Here is a 16,561-nt window from a genome sequence, read left to right on the forward strand (position 1 = left end):
AAAAGCTTCTTGCTCATGTAATCCCTCCATTGCTTACTCCAGTATACAAAAAAGGTACCCACAGCCTGAACGCCTTTTTTCAAAGTGTCCAGTCTATGGGTACCAGTGTATAAGAGGCTCTACTTTTTTTGGATTATTCCCTTAATCATTCATCACCCGAATGCCGGTGGAGTGCGGTGCCGGGTTGCCTGCTCAAACCCGTATGCGATTTGAAGCAGCACGGGTTCACTGTAGGCGGTTCCTGAGAAAATAACGCCAAACGGCCCGTTTGTCATATACCCTCCCGCTGCAAGCACCCCTTTATGGGAAAATCCCGCCGGAACGGTGATCAGGGGATACCCGGCTCTCGCCGCAAGGTCCGAGCCCTCCCAGCAGCCGGGCAGCATCAGCGCATCCAGCCGGTGCTCCTCCAGGACATAATCAATTCCCTGTCTGCGGGCCTGCACTTCATTTTGGGCCTTGGCATCCAGATAGGCCTGTTCCGTAAGTGTCCCGCTTGTCGACTCGCAACGGATCAGGATGTCCTGCCCATATTTCAATGCCTGCCCGGCATGAGCCTCATTGAACGCAATCACGTCCTTCAGGGAATGAACCGGGAGCGATTCATCCACACGGGACAAATAATCGTTGAGATGGCTCTTGAACTCATAGTCCGTCACATTGCCCCATCTTACCTCTTCGCAGGGAAGCGAGACGGGATCAATAATGGTCGCGCCGGCCGATTTCAGAGCGGCAATGGCCTGCTCCATAATAGCCAGCCTCTCTTCATCCCCCTCAAGCACCTTGTAATAGAAACGCGGGATACCGATTCTGGCCTTCTTCAAGAACCCGGCATCGAGAAACAGCGTGTAATCCGGAATCACCCGGTTCCCCCCTGCCAAAGTGGCCCCGTCGCCCTCGTCTGCACCCGCAAGCGCCCCCAACAGAATCGCCGCATCGGTTACCGTTCTTGCTATCGGTCCTGCCGTATCCTGGCTCCGGGACAACGGGATGATGCCCGAGCGGCTGACCAGACCCACAGTCGGCTTCAGGCCGACAACAAAATTCTGGCTGGCCGGGCATACGATGGAGCCGGAGGTCTCCGTTCCGACAGCCGCTGCCGACAGGCTAGCGGCGACAGCCGCTGCGGAGCCGGAGCTGGAGCCGCCGACGAAGTATTCTCCCGGACCATAAGGGTTCAAGGTAAGCCCGCCTCTTGCGCTGTAGCCGGCCCACATGGTTGGAGACATGGCGTTGGCCCATTCAGTCATGTTCGTTTTGCCCAACAGGACGGCCCCTGCGGTGCGCAGCCTTGCAGCCAAGTAGGAATCCTCTGCGGCATAATGGTCTGCCAAGGCAAGCGAGCCGGCGCTTGTATGCATGCTGTCGCCGGTATCGATATTATCCTTCAACAGAACCGGAATGCCATGCATCAGGCCGCGGCTGCCCTGCTCGCGCCGTTCCTTGTCAAGGGCCCGTGCAATAGCCAGCGCATCCGGATTCAGCTCCAGAATGGAATGGATCACGGCATCCACCTTCGCGATTCGTTCGATATAGACTTGAACCAGCTCTTCCGAACTTATCGTACCCTGCTCCATCGCTGCCTGCATGCCCGTGATATCCGCATCTATGATCCACTGCTCAAGTTTATTTTCCTTATTCGTCATCTTAGACCCACTCCTATGATTATCTCTGCTGATAGGAGTTCCAGCTGCACCCCGCAAAGTCCTTTTTTGTACTTATTTCCACCAGATATTGTCGATATCGGACTGCAGCTCGGCGGATACCTGGTTCCACTGGAAACGGGTTTCCTTCCCGCCAAGCAGCCAGCGGCGCGGGCAGGTCGTCTCCATCCAGTCCAGCGGCTCGCCAGGTGCAAGAGGCTGTGCGGCCAATTCAAAGGCCGCGCGAAGCTCAAGCTGCTGCTGCTTCGTTACGGCAGAAGGCGATGCCGAGACGAACAGCGGCGTGCCGCTTCCCGCCAGAAGCTCCAGCCACTGGCGGTTCAGCTCCCACGGCACCTGTTCGGTAATGCCGATGCAATCCGCATCATGGCTGTAGAATGTGCCATGCTGCGGCATGCGGAACGCCAGCGTATTGATGCCCATATACCGGGTCCGCTCCCACAGCTTCCCGCTCGTGTCATCCCCGGTCCGCTGCACTTCGAATAATCCCGCCGACAGATGGCTGATCGTATTGCAGCCGATGACGACGCTGCCGCCGGAGGCCCGGGCCAGAACCCGGTACAGATCCAGGATAATCTCGGCCGTTGTCCTGGAACGGTCGTGAAAAGGCTGCGGCAGAGCATTTGTCTTCGATTTCATCTGGAAGCCCCACTGGCCCAGCATATCGAAGGTGGAGAAGTCATGCTTGATCAGCTCATAGCCCCATGACACCATCCTGGCGACGGATTCGGCAATATCGTTCAGCACATCCGGCACGCTGGGATCCAGCACATACCCGTTATTGGAGCTGCACCGGAGCCATTCATCCGGGACTCTTTCACTGGTCAGCAGCGGCCGGAACCAGATGCCCGGTTTCACGCCGGCATCCTTCATTTCATGCGCGAGCCTGTCCATCTCGGGGAAGAGGGAATTGCCTCTCCACGGTCCGCCGTTGCAGGCTCCGCCCCCGCTGGCCAGCTGCCAGCCGTCATCAATGACCATATAGGGACGGTTTATGCTGGAAGCAGACAGGGACGCCATGAATTTGGAATCCTCCAGAATCTCTGCGTGGGAGCTGTTCCCGTAAGCGTAATACCAGTTGTTCCCGCCATATACGGGCTGGTCCGGCAGCACGGGATTCTCGCACATCACGGAGCAAAAGCGGCTTGCCGCGGCAAATGCGCTTTCCCCTTCTTTTCCCTCATAACCGACGATTTCGGCCGCCACAAGCTTGCGCCCGCCCAACTGAACCCCCTCGCTGCCGCAGCGGACATCCGCCGACAACGTAATGCCATCCTGATCAAACTGCCAATAGCATAAGGATGCCGTCCCGGTCTTGACGCCGTAACCGTTAGTCACGTTGCCGTCATTCGCAAGAAAATACCAGGGCATGACGCGCTCCGGCACAATCCCTCTCCACTCCAGATCGCCATACGCCCGCTCCCAATGGTCGCCCAGAACGGCAAGCCGTCCTGTAACATTCTGCTTCCAATACAGCCTGACCGTCTTAACCGCCAGCAGCGGCGCAGACAGCCCGACAGAACAGGAATCATTCCTGCTGTTCAGCGTTATTTCGACTCCGCCGCCGCTCCAGATCCCGTCGCCGCTGCGATTGGCCGTTTGCCAGCCGTTATCCGTTTCGACCAGAATCATATCCGGTTCTCTTCTTATTGCCAATGCCACAGCTTCCAGCTCCCCGTTGCCCTTCCCATAGGAAAGGCAGTATTCTTGTAATCGTTCCTATAAGTAGTATAGAATCCTTTGCATGAGGAAGTAATAACGAAAGGCCGCCTGCCGGGAAGAGAAAAGTTAACCAATTGTGACATTTGAAACAGGGGGTGCGTTATGAATCCGGACGGTGACAAAAAATTCGCGCACGCCTTTCCCAACAGCAAATCGGAGATTTACCTGTACGGCGCCCACACGGGGGAAGTAACGAGACCCTGGTCCTGCCAGCGGCATCTTCATCACCGGATGGTCGAAATCAATCTCGTGCTGGAAGGCTGCCAGACCGTTCATACCGGAAACGGGGAATACAGGCAGCGCAGCGGCGATTTGCTGATTATTCCGCCTATGCAGCTGCACGCCTTCAGCGCGGATGAGCCCGCTCCTTTAAAATATTTTGTGATGCATATCCAGATCGATGACCCTGTATTTCTGCAGCTGCTCGGCGGCTCATCCCAAATCTATTATCCGGAGGGCGGGACGCTTAACCGGCAGATTCTGCCGGATGTACAGGCGATTCTGCAGCTTCTGCTGGACGGTGCTTCCAGAATCTCCATATTTCACAGACTCTATACGCTGCTGGAGCAGCTTGAGGATTCCTTCACCAGACTGAACAGCGATCACGCGGCCAAGCTCGCCGGCAACCTGCCTGTACAAATTGCCAGGGAAATCGAGACCTTGATTGCCTCCCCCCAGGATGAGGAGCATGCCTGGTCCGCCAATTGGCTGGAGGAAATTGCGCTCAAGCTGGGTTTTACCCGCAGGCACTGCTACCGCGTTTTTCAGCAGATGTACCAGATGTCGCCGCGGGATTACTTCTCCATCCTCCGCCAGCAGGAGGCCATGCAGCTTTTGCTGAACACGCAGGGCTCCATCGAGCAGATTGCACGGCGCGTCGGGTATGACAATGTGCAGAGCTTCATCCGCCAGTTCGCGAAATGGACGGGCTCGCCTCCGGGCGAATTCCGCAGGAAGCGCCGGGACGATTTGATCTATTTGACTCCCCTCGAAGTCAAATGAAGCTGATCGATCGGCAATGAGCATCCTTCCTTTCCGAGTCCCTTCACCAAAGCCCGGTACAAGAAGAGCAGCATTCCCCTGAGAGGGGAAGCTGCTCTTCCTGGCGTATACTTGCGCTTATTCAGAAGGATAACGGCTGGCCTGCCTTCCTGTCATGCCGGCGGGAAGCTTTTATCCCCTGAACGATCAGACGCAGCAGGTAAGCAAGCGCCACCGAGACGACTGCGCTGAGCGCAAAGGCTGTCAGCGTCCGCAGCGTAATGGAGCCGCCGGGAAGCAGCCAGTCCGCCGCGCGCTCGGTGTACCTCAGCATATAAGCATGCGCAAGATACGCGATATACGAGTAGATGCCCGCCATGGTGAGCATCTGCCGCAGCCAGACGGGTGCATTCTTCATGAAGCTGATCGAGGCCGCATATACGGCAAGCACCGAAACCGTGAGGAACACAGCCATCTCTGGCCTTAGGAGCGACAAGTCATCATAGCGGATAACAACGTCCGGATACAGCTTGAAATGAGATACGACCACATACAGCATCCAGCAAACCATGAGCGCATACAAGGCGGTCAGGTAGTGACGGCAGCGGATGAGCCATGCACGCCAATGATCCAGGTACAGGCCCGCCGCCGCTCCAAGCGCGAAATAAAAGAAAAACATCAGTGCGTTGCGATCGAGATAGGCAGTGAAGAACGCGCTCAGAAAAGGGATATCCCATGCATCCGCCGAGCGGTAGACAGCGCCGCCCTGATCCATCAGCCACACATAAAGCAGTCCCAGAGCCAGAACGATTATCGCGGCTGTCCGGACCGACTTTGGCTTCCACCTCCTGACCATTCGCTGGAGAAGCGGAAACAGCAAGTAAAATTGGGCAATCATAACGATATACCATAGGTGATAGGACGCTTTTCCCGTAAAAATCATCATCCCGAGCTTCGGCAGCGAGCCTGCCTCGTAGAGATTGAGCCGCTGGAAGGTCACGGCATATAGAACGGCCCATGGAATATAAGGCAGGATGACATCCTTGAACCGCTTGCGGATAAACGCGCCATAGCGAATGTCTCCGTCATAATTGTAGAAGAGCACGAGCCCGGTAATGAACACGAACAGCGGAACGGCGAACTTGGACAGCAGCAGCAGCAGACCGAGAATCACTCCATCCTCCAGACGGGTGTCCGTCATGGGAAAATAGTGGGCGAGGGCATGCTGCATCACGACCGCCAGAAACGCCATTCCCCGCAGCATTTCGATTTCATCTATTCTTGGTTTCTTCATGTAAACTCCTTCCAGGGGGACTGCATAAGCTCTTCCATTCCTCTATCAGTTTAACATATTAGGCCACTCCGGACAGGGCTCCCCCATGGAAGCATGCCCCCCGCCGTCTTTATGATCAGGCAAAAAGATAAAATAGTAGCGCCGAACACGAAACATTCTTGTATTCAGCCTGTCAAATACGCCGATGAAGATGTGACCGTCCCTGCCGCGGTCGGCAATCTGGCGGCCGGCTCGGCAACGGTGTCGTCCCTGCAGTTGACTTGGACGGCGCCGGGCGACGACGGAACGACGGGCACGGCGGCGTCTTACGACATCCGTGTCAGCACCGCATCCATCACGGACGCCAATTTTGCAAGCGCCATCCCGGTTAAAGAACATTCCCCTGCCTGCAGCAGCGGGAACCAGCCAATCGGTGACCGTTCCACTTCCCGGTGATACCAGGTGTTACTTTTCCATGAAAACAAAGGACGACGCGAATCTCGTCTCCGCTATTTCCAATGCCGCAAGCGGTACGACCCTGCTGCTTCCCATTGGCACAAACGTCATGAAATGAAGCTGTACGGGGAATAGAGCAAACATCCTGTGTCGATTTCGACGCGTTACCTTCGTATTACGCTCAGCTCGGAACGTTTACACACGGCTGAAATTGTATTGTACGGCTCGTAGGGATTTCTTCTAGCAAAACCCATAAAGAAGCCAAAAGACGGTTCGGGGCATTGCACCCGAGCCGTCTTTTTTATCTATGAGGGAATACAGGCAGTGTAATCTGGACTTGTAATGGCGTGATCTCCCGCGCCGTCGGCATTCTTTCTTTAACTCAGGTCATTCCACATACGAAAAACAGGTATCGAGCATAGCTGCGGCAGTCGGCAGATCGGCTATTTTCTTACAAAAAAAAGATGCCATTAAGCTTTAATGGCATCCCAACTCATGCGTACAATTTGCTGCAAATTTTCCTCATTAGCTTCAAATTCCCCTTTAAAATGGGCTTTGGCCAGCTGTGTGACAGGAAAATAGCAATAGCTCAGCAGAAAAAGTGTCGGCAGCGGCTTTAGCTCACCGTTTCGTTTCCCCTTCTCGACAAATTCGTGTATCGCTGTGAACATCGATGCCGTATCATCAAGATATAATTTATCTACCAGCGGCGAGGTTGAGAACTGCTCCAGAAACAAGAAATAATCCTTGTTCTCCAGAATGAACCTCATGGAATTTCTCATGAACTGCTCGCATATCTGCCGTGTAGGCATGCTGTCATCAATATCATGAATCAGCTGCCTGCTCATCTTCTCTTTGACTTTGACATAAAGCTTGCCGAGCATATCCTCCTTATTCTCAAAATAAACATAAATCGTCGCTGACGAGACATTCGCCCGCTTGGCGATTTTGGACATCGAAATGTCTGAAAACCCTATTTCGTTCAACAATCCAATTGTGGCTTGAAAGATCGCTTCGTTCTTGTTCTCGTCTTTGTGTCTCATGCTCTTATAGTGAATGACCGTTTGATTAAAGTCAAGTCATGCTGTACATGGCGGTATGCTCAATGCGGCCAGATTCCTTAGTATGGTTAAAGTTCAAGCCCATTAAGGCAGAACAACCTAATATAAAAGACAAACCCCTGCGCCGAAGCACAGAGGTTGTCCAAAAAGCTTGTATAATAACGTTATTTTACCATTCACCTATTCCAAGATTAAATTGCCAGTGGATGCCGAACTTGTCCACCACGCTGCCGTAGTATTTGCTCCAGAATGTTTCTTGAAGCTCCATTTCCACTTTGCCGCCTTCTTTTAGTTGATCGAACGCGGATTGGAGTTTCTCCTGGCTGTCGACGACGATGGCCAGACTGATGTTGTTGCCTTGAACAAACGGCATGCCGGGAAATACATCGGAGAACATCACATTGCTTCCATAAATATTAAGCCTTGTATGCATGATCAAATTTTTGGCTTCCTCCGGAAGCGGATATTCCGGGCTCGGCGGCGTTTCTCCGAAAGTCATAAATTTAGGCTTATCGGCTCCAAAAACCTCCGAGTAAAACTCTGCTGCTTCCCGACAATTACCATTAAAATTCAAATACACGTCAACAGCCATTTGCCCAGCTCCTTTTTTTTTGGATTGCCAGTTTTGCAAGATTGATAATCTCATCTCATCTTATATCATTTGCGGTGCATCATTCAATTGTACTTTTGACACTTTTTCTCAATGAAAATGAGGGATGCGGCAAACCGCCGCCCCCCTCATAGGTTCATTACATTTACTTATTGACGAAATCCAAAAAGCGCTTCAGCATAACAGCCGTATCTGCTCTTGCCGCCGCAGCTTCAGGAAGAATCCGACCCTCCAAGTCTCCCTGCATAACACCGGACTCTACCATGGCTGACAGTGCCTCCCGTGCCCAATCCGCCGCAGCAGATTTATCAGAGAAACCGGTAAGACCATCTCCCGAAGGCAAGGTCCGGTCAATGAAGGCCGCGGCCCTGGCAAGCATAACCGCCATCTCCTGCCGCGTCACCGGTGCCTGGGGCCGGAATGTACCGTCCTCATAACCGTTCACCAGACCCATAGAGGCTGCCGCTCCCGCAGCAGCGGCGAACCAATCATCCTGCTGCAGATCCGTGAAAGAAGCCCTTCCTTCCAGATTCCCGAGACCAATTGCCCGGACCAGCAGCGCCGCGAACTCCGCACGGTTTACATTTTCAGCCGGAGCATAAGCGTTCTCTGTGATCCCGTTTGCAATCAGACGCGAAGCCAAATTCTCGATTTCCCGCTGAGCCCAATGCCCTTGAATATCCGCAAAAGACTTCGTCCCCGATATGACGCCATATATGCCGTTATCCCGGCTGCGCACGGTCACTTCGCCGCTATCGTCCGCCTGTGAAGAGAACGATGCAAGCACAGGAACCAGTCCGCCTTCACTTGAAAGCTTGACGGCTGCTCCACCGCTGCCGCTTCCCCCGTGAATCACATGCTCCACATGCGTTTCCTTCAACGGATTCTCGTCGATGATCCCGCCGGAGGCATCTACTGCCAGAATGGCAAAATCGACGGCATGCCCCAGCTTGAAACCGGCCGGAAGCGCTGAGCGGATCGCCGCAGCGGCAGTCTCGTCCGCGTAAGCGATTTTAATTTGAAGTATTGCGCCATCCGGAAGCTGCAGCGCTTTGAGCGGCAGCTTATAGTCTCCATAAATGCTCTTCACGAGCAAGGAAGCGTCATCGCCTCCCTGCTCCAAGGCCGCTTGTATAATGCGGTCAGGAATCTCGGCCGCCAGGCCGCGCCGGTCTTCCTGAGATGGAAGCGAAATAACAAAGGCGCTTATACTCCCTGCCGCCTTGAGAGCCTCAAGGGCCTTGGCCTCGGAGAGCGACATACGAAGAATGTCGCCGCTATCAGAATCGGTCGTCACCGCATTCGACAAATCCCCAGCCGGTAAACTGCCGTCGGTTACGACGGGTGCGCTTGTCATTCCGCCACCGCCGTTCCCGTCACCCCCTCCAGTTCCAGGGTCACCTCCGTTCCCTCCATCTCCACCATCTCCAGGGTTCCCCCCATTCCCGCCATTTCCTCCATCTCCAGGGTTCCCCCCGTTCCCGCCATTTCCTCCATCTCCAGGGTTCCCCCCGTTCCCGCCATTTCCTCCATCTCCAGGGTTCCCCCCGTTCCCGCCATTTCCGCCGTCACCGTCTCCGTTATCTCCGCCTGAATCCGGCGCCGACAATCGGAACAGCCTGGAGGCCTTGGCTTCCAAATTCACCTGAAGCGTCCCTTGCGTCTGCGAGGTCTCGCCGTTCCAGAGATTCAGCGTTTCATAGGCCACATTACCCGCAAGACCTGCCCTTGCCAGGTCGACCGTCTTCTCCGTCGCAGAGCCGCTGTAGTTGAATACGGCAAGATAATAGGTGCCATTATCATTCAGCACGAAGGTATCGGAGGCTTTGGAGCCCGTATTTCCCTCCACGGAACGGAACGCTTCTCCTTTCCTGGCCAGGTTCAGCACATCCGTATTGGTCAGCAGCGCTTCGCCGTACTCCTGCGCTTTGGCATCATGGAAATCGTCCGAATCCAGGAATACCGTACCTGTAATAACAGCGGAATTCACTCTTGAACGGGCTTCCTCCAGCGATCCGGCCCGTGTCAATGCCATATGATCGGGGTCCATATAGGGATAAATGGTTCCATTCTGCCACCAGCCATAGGTTAACGCGTTCAGCTCAAATTCCGTATCCGAGATGCTGCCGAAGGTATCGGTAGCGATTCTCCGGCTGTGTGCGTACTGGCTCGGGAACATCGGCGCAATCGATGTGCTGATGAACATGCTGTCCGCCACCAGCGAGTTGACATAGGCCATGCCCATGTTATACGCCTGGGTTCCCGTCTCTACCAGCGGATCATAATGTGAGCCTTCCAATGAGCCATGGGTCAGAAAATCCAGCTTGATATATTCAAAGCCCAGCGATTTGAACTTGTTCAAATAATAATCCATCCGCTCCTTCGCCCCCGGATGGGTCGGATCAACCGCGTAAGCGCCGTCGAGCTTGGGCAGCAGCTGACCGGAGGAATCGCGCAGCAGAATGTCGCCGTAGGTATAATCGGATCCCTCGACCTTCTGGCTCATATTGTCGCCCCAATAGACGAACGGCCCCCAATAGATGCCGGCTTTCTGCCCGTTGGCCCGGATATGGGCGACCGCATCGGCCAGCTGCTCATCCGACAGATTATCCCAATAGGAATCCATGTTGACATAAGTGGTATTGTCATTGGACAAGCCTTTATCCTGCAAATTCTGCTTGATATAATCCGAGGTATCCAGCACGTCCTGATAGCTAAGCTTGTCGGCATAAGCCGCCCAGCTGTTCCAGCCCATCGGAACGGCATCCGGAACGGCGCTGCTGAAGGAAAGCGGCGGAGTGATGACGGCATTCGCCTTCCCGTATTCCTCCATGCCCGTGCGGTAATCGTCATAGAGGCCGACGAAAGCTTGCGGCGACCACAGACTCGTGCCGGACAAGCTGCCATGCGGCTGCGAATCATGCGTCTTGGCCGAGGAGGCACCGCCGTATAATTCAAGGCTGTTCAGGCGGTCATTGCTGCCGATAAAATGAATGCCCGTCTTCCAGACATCATGCTTCACTGAACCGACGACCAACCCCTCGCGGGTCTCGTTATCATAGATGGCCGATACCTCATAGCTGGTGTCCTCCGAATTGATCGGCACGGCCTGTGAACGAATCCACATATCATTGTCATAAGGAAGAGCCAGCACCCGGCCATCCCCATAGCTGCCAATATCCACGCCGCCGGTCGTATTGGTGATCACAGGAGCCATGTAATTGGTCGCGATAGCCGAATCGGAGACCGCTTCCAGCTGTGCGAAGAAGAAGGGCTGATCGGGATAAAACGTATACCACTGATTAAGCGTTGGCTTGCCGGCTTCCGTGTTGGCCAGCTTGATCTTCGCCCCGCTGCCAAAGCCGTCCTGAACAGGCTGCACATCGGACATGGAGAAGCTGTGGCTGCTGTAGCAGCTGCTGATATTATCCCCGGATTTGCTGTATACCCCCCGGACGATCACACGTCCGTTCCATGCATACTCCGCAAGTCCGCTGTCCGTTCGATACGTCATCGTGTAATCGCCGTTCTGCACGACGACCGCGCCGGCATATTCGGTAATGACGATGGACCCTTCCGTTTTGCTGGCAACAGGGGCACCAAGCGGCAAGCTTGTCTCCGGCGCTTTCTCACAGGGCAATACATCTCTTCCGGTGCCTGGCGAGACGATAATCCGGTCCAGATCGGGGGCATAGCTCCCTCCGTCCGAGAACAGGAGCGTATTCGTTCCTGCTGCCAATGTCACCGTAATCGTCTGGTTTCCTACCGTGTTCCAATCCGCTGTGCTGGCGAACAAGATCGTCTGGGCCGGCCCCCCGTTCACACTCACATCGGCAGAACGCGGATCTCCGGAAATATAGGCGAACGTCAGATCATAGGCGCCCTCCTCCGGAACGACGATGTCGTTAAACTGCACAGAAGCTCCCTGATACAGGTTCCCTGCTTTCTTGCCGCCCGAGCAGCTTGCGCAGTCTGAGATCGAGGCATTCCCCGCAAAGGTATTTCCTGCCGCTTCGCCTTCATAGCCGAGCGAAGCCGGGGAAATATCGATTTTGTCAAAATCGGGCGCGTAGCCGCCTCCGTCGGACAAATCAATATGGTTGCTGCCTGCGGCCAAATGAAGCGTCAACCGCATCTGGGCCGTCGTATCCCAATCCGCGGTCTTTGCGAACTCCACATGCTGGGACGCGCCATCGTTCACGCTGATATCCGCACTTCTGGGATCGCCGGATATGTAAGTAAAAACCACATAATAAGGCCCCGCTTCCGGCACGTTAATATCATTGATACGCAGGCTGCCGCCTCCATACAGATTGCCTACCTTCTTCCCGCCGGAGCAGGCTGTGCAATTGCTTACGCCCGCATTGCCTCCAAGCGTATTGCCCGAAGCCTCCGCTTCGTAGGTCATCTGTGTAACAGAGCCGGCCGCTGACTGAGCCGGCGTATCCATGATTAAGGCAGCTTCTTCCCCCGATGTGCCGTCTGCAGCGCCGATAGCCGGATCTTGCTCCAGCGGTTCATTGTCCGCAGCAGCAGCCGTTTGCATAATGCCGAATATAAGCGTCAGAACAAGCATCCACGAAAGCGTTTTCTTCATTATTAATTCCTCTCCCTCGCTTCTATAAAATAGACCTCGCTGTGTGCGTTTGCGTTTTCGCCCGCCGTCTGGCAGCCCGCGAATCATACATGGTCTCAGGCCAAACCATGCGAATAATGTTATTTTGGCCAATCACATCCTTCAGCCTCTAACTGCATACAACAGCCAGATAGCGGCGGAAATAGGAGAAACAGACCTCAAGCCGGTCTGCTCTCCATTCTTTAAAAAAGGCCATTCTTTCGATCCTCCGATACAAACAGAGAGAAACCCTTACTCCAGCATCAGCTTGACCAGCCGGGATTCGGCAGGCTCCAGTTCAATGCGAACTCCGCCCCGGGCAGCCCAGGCAGCGCCTGACCATAAGTCCTTGAGCGTATACGGCGTATCTTCTTCCCAACGCCCGATCCCGCCGGGCGGAACCGTAATCTCTGCCGCAGCATCGGTCTGGAAGTTAAAGACAGCCAGATAGATGCAGTCTTTCCCGCTCTCGGACCGGACCAGCCCGAAGACGTTCGCCGCTGCCGGGCCTTCTGCCGCAACAAGCGGAAGGAAGGTCTCGCCGAGGCCTGCGAGCGCCACGATATCCTGATTCGCCAGCCATTCCTCCGCCCGGCGGCTGGCCTCCTCCTTGCGGAAATCATCCCCCATCATCATCAGGGTGCCGGCTATGACGGAAGCGTTGAGCCGGCTGCGCCCCTCGTGGTACGAGGTAGGTTCCTGATTGAAGCTCTGATACAGCACCGTATGATCCGGATCGTTATAGCGGTAAATAGTTCCGTTCATCCACCACCCGTAGGTCAGCGAATTGAGCATATATTCGGTATCCGCCAGCGTTCCGAAGGCATCGCAGGATATGCGCCGGCTGTGGCCGTAGATATGGGGAAAGATCGGCGCGATGGACAGATTGATATGGAAGGGCCTGCCTATCTGCTGCGGGTCGAGGCTTCGCACGATATAATCCATTCCGTAATTATAGGCTTGAATTCCCGTACGGATATCCGGATTGTGATGGCTGCCCTCCAGCGCGCCATGTCCCAGAAAATCAAGCTTCACATAGTCGAAGCCCCACTCCACGAAGCGCTTCAAATGATAATCCGTCCGCAGCCGGTTGCCGGGATGGGTCGGATCAATCGCCAGCCCTCCATCCAGGCTCGGCAGCAGATTTCCCTCCCTGTCCCGCAGCAGCATATCGTTATACGTAAAGCGGCCTTCCGTTCCCTCCACCTCGCGCTCGAAGCCGGTGCCCCAGAACGCGAACGGAGTCCAATAGATACCGGCCTTCTGCCCGTTATCCTTCACCTGCCGCACAGCGGCCTCCAGCTGCTCCGGCGTCAGGTTATTCCAGAAGGAATCGAAGTTTACATAGACGGTTCCATCCTTATTAAATCCATTGTCCTGCAGCTTCCGGAGAAAATCCGACGTTTTGCTGTATACATCGTAATCCAGCTTTCCCCCGACGGCAGACCAGCTGTTCCATCCGAAAGGCACGCCATGCTCCCATGGGAGCGCAGGCGCAAAGGCGGCATTGGCATGCCCGAATGCCTCCAATCCGCCGCGGTAGCTCCCGAAGGAGCCGAGCAGAATAACCGGCGATTCAAGCACCGCCCCCGCAATGGCTCCATGCGGGATGGAGTCCCGGCTAAGCTCGCCCGCCGCGCCGCCATAAATCTCCAGGCTCTCCACGCATCCGGCGGCGGCGCTCCTTACCCGCAGACCCGTCTTCCATGTATCGTGCGTAACCGAGCCCATCACCATGCCTTTGCCCGATGCAGGATCATAGATGGCTGTCGCTTCATACCCTTCCACCTCTCCCGGCATCGAAACCGATTCATAACGCACCCATTTGTCGTTATCGAAAGGGACAAGCAGCGCCTGCAGAGCGTGACCCTCCGGCAGCCCCAGCGACATGAACGGTCCTGACAAGGCATCCGCAAGGACGGGGGCCATATAATTCGATTCCAGATTGCCGCCGGATTCCGCATCGACCTCCAGCTTCACGGTGATATACGCTTGCTCCTCATACACCGTGAACCGCTGTCGAAGCAGGGGGAGGCCCTCCCCCGTGTGCAGAACCGTCAAGCACCGCCCTGTGCCAATGGCATCCGAAACCTCATCAGCTGCCGCTCCATTCAGTTGGCGGGATTCATACTCCGACGCGCGGCGGATGGATCCATCCAGACTAAAGCCCGAGTCTATTCCAATCAGCCTGGAGCCGTCCCTCCAGCGTATGCCATATTTTCCGCTCCCAAGATCAACCGTCAATGCCAGGATGCCGTTATCCAGCGATACCGACGTTTTGTCCGCTTCCGTCTCTATCCGGATAAGCCGGGTGTTCATTTGGCGTTCCTCCTCTGTCTTTGTTTGATCTCTGCCGTTTCCCAGAAGGGTGAACAAAAGGTTCATCGCCTGTTAATCGGCGACCCTTCTAAAACAGCAGCTTACTTCCACAATTCCATGCGCTTGTTGTAATTATCCGTGATGATCGCTTCGACCTTCTCGCCGCCGGCCGCCTTGATCTGGTCCAGCATCGCATCGTACATGGAGTTCGCCGTCGCTTCATCGCCTGCAATAATGATCTTGGTAATGCTTTGCTTGATGACATCCTGAACCTTCTGGTAATTGAGCGATTCCGGCGTTCCGCCCTGCGGTCCCAGATTATCGTACGGCGACGAGTCAAATACGGTATCGGCCAGGTTCTTGATCGCCATTTTATCGATTATGCTGCGGTTGTATTGTCCCAGGCCGTACGGCGTACCATCGCTGCCGGCGCCGTTCTTGATGAACCAGGTCCATTTGCGGATGCCCGCTTTCTTCATCGGATCGTCCGGGTTATCGTTCTGGAGACCGTCAAGCGTTTCCTGCCGCGGCGTATGCTTGCCGTCCTTCATATCCCAGTGCACGCTCTCGATTCCCCACATCAGCAGGTACTGTCCTTCGTCGCTCGCCAGATAATTCATGAATTTCATCGTCTCTTCCGGATGCTTGTTGTTCTTCGTAATGGCGATGGCGTCCCAACCAAGGGGACTGCGCGGCCCAAATGTGGTTTTGGCGGGATCCACACCAGGAGCTACAACCTTGTAGGCCATCATCTGCATATCTTCGCCGCCGGTTTTTTTCAGCGCATTATTGGCGTTGCCCACATCCCAGTAAGCGCCAGGCGTCGAGAACACGATGCCGTTGGACAGCTTCTGCTCCCAGGTCTGCGTCTTGCTGACCGCCCAATCGCGGTCGACTAATCCTTGACGGTATAAATCATTCATGTACATAATCATTTCCCGGTATTTTGGATCCTCGACATCGAATCTCAGCTTGCCGCCGTCCTCATAATAGGTTTTCAAGCCCCACATGCCTTTGAAGGTTCCCAGCACGGCTCCCATATTCTCGGCATTGAAGGTAAGCGGAAACGTCGGTTTGCCGTCGACGGACGGATGAGCGGCCTTATAATCCTTGAGCAGCTGTGTAAATTCATCCGTTGTGAACGGCTGGCCGCCCTCCGCCTTATCCGGGGCCAGCTCCGTCAGGACGTCCTTGCGGATGTTCATCCCGAGCACCGGATCGGTATCCATGCCGTACCAGTTGGAGAGATAGTAGTTCTTGCCATCCGTATAGCGGGTTTTCTTGAGCACATCGCCATACTGCGACTGCACATCCGGACCGAATTTCTTAATCAGATCATCCAGGGGAATAATCGCGCCAGCGGCGATATATTTATTCACGATGTCGCTGCCCCGGTCCAGAAGCACAATATCCGGCAGATCGTTGCTGGCAAGCATGAGATTCAATTTCTCCGCCGGGTTGCCGGTCGGCTGCTGGATTTCCACCGTTACGCCGGTCCGCTTGGTAATTTCCTTGGCGACTTCATTCGTAAACGCATCGCCCGTGTTTTTGTCAAAGAATGTGAGCGTAAGCGGCTCCGAAATTTTGGCGGGATCCCCGCCTGTGTTTTGGCTTCCGGCATTTGCGCTATTGGCGGCCTCTCCATTGCTTCCTCCGTTGCTGCCGTTGTTGCCGCAGCCTGCGAGCAGTGAACCGGCAAGCGCCAGCATCATCAGAATGGATGCTGTTTTCTTCTTCATGTTCTTTTCCCCCTACATTCAAATGTGAGTTTCATAGATCTGGTCCAACAGGCCCGAAATGTGTAGCCCGGCAAGAAAAAACGGCTATGCCGACCCTTGGCGTCAGCGTAGGTTTCTTCCC

The 16,561-nt window shown here is 55.0% G+C and carries 10 protein-coding genes; 2 read left to right on the forward strand and 8 right to left on the reverse strand.

Features of this window, described 5'->3' with window-relative positions:
- Positions 1-152 precede the first annotated feature (152 nt).
- Both AC0YOB_RS34125 and AC0YOB_RS34130 read right to left on the reverse strand, forming a co-directional pair.
- Positions 153-1,646 carry an amidase family protein gene (locus tag AC0YOB_RS34125; RefSeq protein ID WP_475796570.1) on the reverse strand — a complete coding sequence of 498 codons (1,494 nt, stop codon included), beginning with the start codon at positions 1,644-1,646 and terminating at the stop codon, positions 153-155.
- Positions 1,647-1,718: 72 nt separating this feature from the next.
- On the reverse strand, positions 1,719-3,326 hold the full coding sequence (locus AC0YOB_RS34130) for an alpha-amylase family protein (RefSeq protein ID WP_475796571.1): 1,608 nt from the start codon (positions 3,324-3,326) through the stop codon (positions 1,719-1,721).
- A 162-nt stretch (positions 3,327-3,488) separates the two neighbouring features.
- Between AC0YOB_RS34130 and AC0YOB_RS34135 the strand changes: the two genes are divergently transcribed.
- Complete coding sequence (locus tag AC0YOB_RS34135; protein WP_475786796.1) at positions 3,489-4,388, forward strand: helix-turn-helix domain-containing protein; 900 nt, start codon at positions 3,489-3,491, stop codon at positions 4,386-4,388.
- 121 nt (positions 4,389-4,509) lie between these two features.
- Here AC0YOB_RS34135 and AC0YOB_RS34140 read toward each other — a convergent pair whose 3' ends face one another.
- The gene (locus AC0YOB_RS34140) at positions 4,510-5,661 is read right to left on the reverse strand and encodes an acyltransferase (RefSeq protein ID WP_475796572.1); all 1,152 of its coding nucleotides are present in this window, start codon (positions 5,659-5,661) and stop codon (positions 4,510-4,512) included.
- A gap of 111 nt (positions 5,662-5,772) precedes the next feature.
- On the opposite strand from AC0YOB_RS34140, the gene AC0YOB_RS34145 reads away from it, so the two are divergent.
- Positions 5,773-6,096, forward strand: a complete 324-nt coding sequence (locus AC0YOB_RS34145) for a hypothetical protein (RefSeq protein ID WP_475796573.1) — start codon at positions 5,773-5,775, stop codon at positions 6,094-6,096.
- A gap of 470 nt (positions 6,097-6,566) precedes the next feature.
- Here the strand turns inward: AC0YOB_RS34145 and AC0YOB_RS34150 are convergent, their stop codons facing one another.
- The 5 genes from AC0YOB_RS34150 to AC0YOB_RS34170 form a co-directional block, all read right to left on the reverse strand.
- Complete coding sequence (locus AC0YOB_RS34150; protein WP_475796574.1) at positions 6,567-7,139, reverse strand: TetR/AcrR family transcriptional regulator; 573 nt, start codon at positions 7,137-7,139, stop codon at positions 6,567-6,569.
- A 187-nt stretch (positions 7,140-7,326) separates the two neighbouring features.
- Positions 7,327-7,749 (reverse strand): VOC family protein, encoded by a 423-nt coding sequence (locus tag AC0YOB_RS34155; RefSeq protein WP_475796575.1) that lies wholly within the window; start codon positions 7,747-7,749, stop codon positions 7,327-7,329.
- A 163-nt stretch (positions 7,750-7,912) separates the two neighbouring features.
- Complete coding sequence (locus tag AC0YOB_RS34160; protein ID WP_475796576.1) at positions 7,913-12,364, reverse strand: S-layer homology domain-containing protein; 4,452 nt, start codon at positions 12,362-12,364, stop codon at positions 7,913-7,915.
- Positions 12,365-12,634: 270 nt separating this feature from the next.
- Positions 12,635-14,701 (reverse strand): alpha-galactosidase, encoded by a 2,067-nt coding sequence (locus AC0YOB_RS34165; RefSeq protein WP_475796577.1) that lies wholly within the window; start codon positions 14,699-14,701, stop codon positions 12,635-12,637.
- Between the two features lie 101 nt (positions 14,702-14,802).
- Positions 14,803-16,440 carry an extracellular solute-binding protein gene (locus tag AC0YOB_RS34170; protein ID WP_475796578.1) on the reverse strand — a complete coding sequence of 546 codons (1,638 nt, stop codon included), beginning with the start codon at positions 16,438-16,440 and terminating at the stop codon, positions 14,803-14,805.
- Positions 16,441-16,561: the final 121 nt, after the last annotated feature.

The organism is Paenibacillus sp. JT31N17 (genome assembly GCF_056269255.1).